Here is a 5351-nt window from a genome sequence, read left to right on the forward strand (position 1 = left end):
GGGGGCGAGTCATGAATAAGCGCCGATTTCTCTATAATGCCCAAGTAGAATGCGCCGCAGGCTTCCAGACGTTCTTTGTTGATGCGGAGACCCGCAAACAAGCCGACAAACTGATCGAAACTGAGGGCGATATCTACGCCAGTGAGATCGAGGTTCAATCGCTCAGTGATTACGAATTTGATAGTGAGACAACCACGGACGATTTCGGGGATTTCCCTCCATCTCCGCCCGCAGCAAGCCCTGTGCCGGATAGTGTCAGGAAAATCGCCCTCTCTTTTCTATCATATCGGCAGCGAGTAACGCTGGAAGACTTGACAGCGAAATCGCGGTGGACGCCACGGGGCTGCACGAACAACACCATGTGCTCTTTGGAGCGTAGCGGCCTGGTCGAATGGAAGTCCGATCTATGGCAACTAACTGAAGGCGGTCGCTTGTTGTTCCCCGCCCCGTCACCCAAAGCGGAGGGTGAATGATGCCTAAACCCCCCGCCGAACGTAAAGCTGCGCAGCGTGCCAGGGCGGCCGCTGCCGGCATCCATGCCGTGGAGATTCATCTATCTGATTCGGAGCTGGAGATGTTGCGGTGTAACTGTGCGTTGCGCCGTCCAGGACGCGAGCCGTACAGCGCCGATGAATACCTGGAGATGCTCCTGTTACAGGATAATGCCGCTTTAGAGCTGCAAATGGCGCAACTGAGTAAGCGCCGATGCGGTAAATGTGGTGACCCCCTCACGATTACGCAATGTTGTCATGACGGTGATAGCCAATGCTGGGTTACTCGGGGATGGCATGAAACTGCACTCAAAGCATCGTAACCCGTCTTGATTGTATATTTAGCGCCCGTTTGGGCGCTTTTACTGTCTAATGTCACGCAAAGTCGAATTCAAAATTGATAAATCACGAAGTCTTTGATACTGTATTTATATACAGTATTTAATGTTAATGACTCCCGGCCGGGAACCATAATCATCAAGTAATGGACGGGAAAAATGTTTGATTTCAGTGAGATAATCAAATATGTTCCGGCATCATGTCGGGTTATGATAACAATAGAAAATGGTCATTTTATAACCTATCGAGTGTTGGCCGACGACGAACATATCGCGTCGATTAATGCGTTTGTCGAAATAGCAAAATTAGCTGGTTATACAGTCCAACATCCGCGAAACAAATCAGTATAATGATCCCAGGGCTGAACACCCGTTGAACAACTGCTGTGCCACTAGGGGAACGAAATGGCACAGCATTCATTTATCCACATCCAGGGCGGTTATCTCGCCCCCGCCACGCCAGACAGCAAGGCGTTTTTGGCGCGTCTGAAAATCGGCGATGTGCTATCGGGCGAGTTCAAAAAAGTCCGAAATCCGGCATTTCATAGAAAATATTTTTCCCTCCTCAACCTGGGGTTTGATTATTGGGAACCCACCGGCGGCACTATCTCGCCCGCTGAAAAAAAGCTCGTGCGCGGGTATGTGAAATACCTCGCGTATTACGCCGGCAGCGAAACCGCGCTGGCCGCCGCCGCTGATGAATACCTTGCAGCAGTGGGCAGCAAACGGGCTGCCAACATTTCCGGCGTCAAATCGTTCGAGGCATTCCGCCATTGGACCATCATAGAGGCCGGATATTTCGACGCCTACAAAATGCCTGACGGCTCGGTCATGAAATCGCCGAGATCAATCTCGTTTGCCAACATGGACGACCTCGAATTCAACGACGTCTATCGAGCAACCCTCGACGTTTTATGGAGTTTTATCCTCTCAAAAACATTCACCTCACAACAGGCCGTAGAGAACGCCGCGGCCCAACTCATGAGTTACGCATAATGGTAAATTCATTCAAATCAATGCGGTTATCGGGTGTCATCAAACGCACCGATACCGGCATGTTCATCAAGCTACAGGATATTCACATCCGGGATGACATCTTTAATCGCGTTGACGATGAGCGCACCCAGCAGGCTAATGAAGAGCTTTTTGCTTTCATGCAATCCGGCGGTACAGTGCCACCGCTTGAAGTGGTGCCGCGTGACGATGGAGGCGTGTGGATATGCGAGGGGCACCGGCGAACAGCGACCTATCATCGTCTCGCAAAAGCGGGAAAGCCTGTTGAGTGGATCCACATCATGCCATTCAAAGGCAATGACGTTGAGCAACTGGCGCGTCGCTATACCAGCAACAACCAGCTAAAACGCAGCGATTACGAAGACGCCATGGGCTTGAAGGACTTCGAGCCTTACAACCTCTCCCGCGCTGAGATAGCCAAGCTTATCCATGTCAGTCTTGCCCGCGTTGATACGCTCTACGCCGTTCTTTATGCCAATCACGATGTGCAGCAATTAGTGAAGGGTGGGGATGTCGCCCCAACCGTAGCCGCTGAACGCATTAAAGAATATGGCTCAGCTGCCGGCGAGGTTCTCAAAAATGACGTTGAGAAGGCCAAAGCCGCCGGTATCAAAAAAGTCACGAAACGGGTTATTTCGCCGCAATTCGACATCAAAAAAGCACGCCAGTTGGTGGAACTGTTGGCAAATGCAAATTTTGATTTTCGCACCGAGGGCGGCCGTCCAGTTATTTCGTCGCTGAACGAAGAGGATCACGAAAAAATCCGCCTATTGGTGGAGGAATATCGCCAGTTCAAACAGCGGGGTGACGAATGAAAATTGATAGCCGATGCATGGTGCCTGGCGCAATGAACGTGATCAGCGTATCGGGTGGGAAAGACTCATTGGCGCAATGGTTGCTAGCCCTCGAATCTGGGAGTGAGCATATCCCCGCATTTGCTGACACCGGCCACGAACACCCGCAAACCATGGAATATCTGGACTATCTCGAATCACGGTTGGGTAAAATCCGGCGCGTTCGAGCGGACTTTTCGGGTCGCATTGAAGGAAAGCGCAAATTCATCGCCGAAAAGTGGCCTGTCTCGCTGGTTGAGGAATGTGGTTTTACGCCAGAGCGTGCCGACGAAATTATTCGGACCGCCCTGGAAATTCTTCATCCTACCGGTATCCCGTTCCTGGATTTATGCATGTGGAAAGGTCGCTTTCCCAGCACCATGACGCGATTTTGCACATTCGAGCTGAAACATGAGCCGATTAAATTGCAGGTCGTTGATCCAATCATTGCCGCCGGCTTTAAGGTCATCAGTTGGCAGGGTGTTCGCGCCCAGGAGTCGCCGGCCCGCGCCGGCCTCGCCGAATGGGAAGAGGGTTTTGATATTGGTCCGCGTCTTGCCATTTACCGCCCCATTCTGTCGTGGACGCATGATGATGTTTTTTCCCTGGCGCGCCGCCACGGTATCAAACCGAATCCGCTGTATCAGCAAGGTTGCTCTCGCGTGGGCTGCATGCCCTGCATTCATGCCCGTAAAAGCGAACTGGCCGAGATTTATAGGCGCTGGCCGGAAGAGATCGCCCGTGTTGCCGAGTGGGAACGGCTGGTATCCGCATGCAGCCGCCGGCAAAACTCGATGTTTTTCACATCAACGATGGACCCCGTCCGCGCTAAAACCCGTATCGAATGCGTGACGGTAGAATCCCATGGCATCGAGACGTACCGCGATTGGGCCATGACTACCCGCGGCGGCCAACAATTCGACCTACTGGCCGAGGCCAGTGATAACAGTGTTTGCAATAGCGTATATGCGGGTGTGTGCGAATGACTAAACGCGCCGAAAGCCTTCACATGGCCCGAGTCGCTGATATGGGCTGTATCGTCTGCAAGAACGTTTTCAATGTCCATAGCCTGGCAGAAATCCATCATTTAAGAACGGGGCAGGGCGCCGGCCAACGGGCCTCGAATTACCAGGTTATCCCCCTATGCCCGCAACATCACCGCCTGGGTGGTTACGGCGTGGCTATCCATGCCGGTCAAAAAGAATGGGAACGGCGGTACGGGACAGAGCTGGAATTGCTGGCCCAGGTAGAACAATTGCTGGAGTTGGAAAATGCGTGACATTCAATTAGTACTGGAACGTTGGGGCGTCTGGGCCACGGACAACAGTGGTGTGGATTACTCGCACATAGCCGCCGGTTTCAAAGGGCTGTTACCCCGGGGGCGCAGTAATAATAATTCCTGCTGTGACGACGACGGGCTAATCGTTGACGCCGCGGTATGTTGCCTACATGCAGCCAGGAAACCTGATGAACTGGAGCTGATAACCCTGCATTACATTTATGGTGTGTCAAAATCTGCCATCGCCCGACACTGGAAGTGCCATGAACGGGAAATAAGACGGCAATTACAGATAGCGGAGGGTTTTATTGATGGCTGTCTGGCTATGACAAACGCAGTCCTGGAAATGGATCCCTACGTCCAGAAAAAAATTATTTACGGATGCAATGAAAAAACACTACCTCGGCCCGAAAAATGTATTGTAGTGTGATAAGGTCACAGCAAAGCGATTGACTTAGAACCCGCCACCGAGCGGGTTTTTGCATTTTGGAGACTTAAAAATGTGAACCAATATTCTCTACATAGGAGCGGGCAACACTGCCCTGGTGACTAGCCCGCAGTCGCATGCCAGGGCGCTCCTATGTGGTGAATGCGTGGAGCTAATGACGGGTAATGCCGCTGGACTGAGAAGCGCATCGAAAGCGCCGACCTTGAAATAGGGACGGCCACCACACCCCAACCCCACATGACGGGCATGTAGACATAAAAATCCTCTCTGAGTAAACAAAATTGTTGACTTGGTAAACATTATTGTTTACTATAATCCCATGTTCAACAAACAGGGGGAGAAGTGAAGCAGCGCGAGTTCAGGCGGTGGCTTGAAACTCAAGGGGTAGAAGTTTCAGATGGCACCAATCATCTGAAACTCAGGTATCAGGGCCGACGCAGCGTGATGCCGAGGCACCCCGGAGATGAAATCAAAGAGCCGCTCAGAAAAGCCATTATCAAGCAGTTAGGTCTTTGATAATCACCAGCCTCGAACGGGGCTGGTACTCGCGCAGGTTCACCCAGACAATATGCGATATCCAGTAACTCTACAGCCTGACACCGGCGGATTCGTGGTGTCGTTCCCGGATATCCCCGAGGCATTAACGCAAGGGGATAACCGGGATGAAGCGTTGACCGCCGCGCTCGATGCGCTGGTAACGGCGTTCGAGTTTTATTTCGAGGACAACCAAAAAATCCCAGCGCCCAGCGAGGTGACCGGTGATTATGTCGATGTGCCGTTGAGCGTGGCGTCAAAAGTCATGTTGCTGAACGCGTTTATTGATTCCGGGTTGAGCCAGGTTGAACTGGCGACCCGGATGGGCGTGAAAAAGCAGGAGGTGACGCGCCTGTTTGACCTGCGTCACTCCACGAAAATCGATACCGTTCAGCGCGCCATGTCGGCGCTTGG

Annotated in this window: 9 protein-coding genes; all 9 read left to right on the forward strand. The window is 52.3% G+C overall.

Annotated features, from left to right (window positions below; translation table 11 throughout):
• The coding region (locus FCN80_RS10225) for a hypothetical protein (RefSeq protein ID WP_230492599.1) at positions 1-473 on the forward strand (473 nt) is incomplete at its 5' end.
• Complete coding sequence (locus FCN80_RS10230) at positions 470-814, forward strand: hypothetical protein (protein ID WP_230492600.1); 345 nt, start codon at positions 470-472, stop codon at positions 812-814. The genes FCN80_RS10225 and FCN80_RS10230, both read left to right, overlap by 4 nt.
• A gap of 420 nt (positions 815-1234) precedes the next feature.
• Positions 1235-1825: a DUF1367 family protein gene (locus FCN80_RS10240; protein ID WP_136990064.1), complete on the forward strand. Its 591-nt coding sequence runs from the start codon at positions 1235-1237 to the stop codon at positions 1823-1825.
• Complete coding sequence (locus FCN80_RS10245; RefSeq protein ID WP_136990065.1) at positions 1825-2658, forward strand: chromosome partitioning protein ParB; 834 nt, start codon at positions 1825-1827, stop codon at positions 2656-2658. Before FCN80_RS10240 ends, FCN80_RS10245 begins: the two co-directional genes overlap by 1 nt.
• Before the next feature lie 32 nt (positions 2659-2690).
• Positions 2691-3662 carry a phosphoadenosine phosphosulfate reductase domain-containing protein gene (locus FCN80_RS10250; RefSeq protein ID WP_306767867.1) on the forward strand — a complete coding sequence of 324 codons (972 nt, stop codon included), beginning with the start codon at positions 2691-2693 and terminating at the stop codon, positions 3660-3662.
• Positions 3659-3955: a Ref family recombination enhancement nuclease gene (locus tag FCN80_RS10255; protein WP_136990067.1), complete on the forward strand. Its 297-nt coding sequence runs from the start codon at positions 3659-3661 to the stop codon at positions 3953-3955. The genes FCN80_RS10250 and FCN80_RS10255 overlap by 4 nt, the downstream gene beginning before the upstream one ends.
• On the forward strand, positions 3948-4385 hold the full coding sequence (locus FCN80_RS10260) for an antiterminator Q family protein (protein ID WP_136990068.1): 438 nt from the start codon (positions 3948-3950) through the stop codon (positions 4383-4385). The genes FCN80_RS10255 and FCN80_RS10260 overlap by 8 nt, the downstream gene beginning before the upstream one ends.
• Positions 4386-4745: 360 nt before the next feature.
• On the forward strand, positions 4746-4919 hold the full coding sequence (locus tag FCN80_RS10265) for a type II toxin-antitoxin system HicA family toxin (RefSeq protein ID WP_136990069.1): 174 nt from the start codon (positions 4746-4748) through the stop codon (positions 4917-4919).
• Positions 4920-4971: 52 nt separating this feature from the next.
• Positions 4972-5351: type II toxin-antitoxin system HicB family antitoxin (locus tag FCN80_RS10270; RefSeq protein ID WP_136990070.1), on the forward strand; the 380-nt coding region annotated here is incomplete at its 3' end.

The organism is Martelella alba, from assembly GCF_005217455.1.
GTDB lineage: Bacteria > Pseudomonadota > Gammaproteobacteria > Enterobacterales > Enterobacteriaceae > Acerihabitans.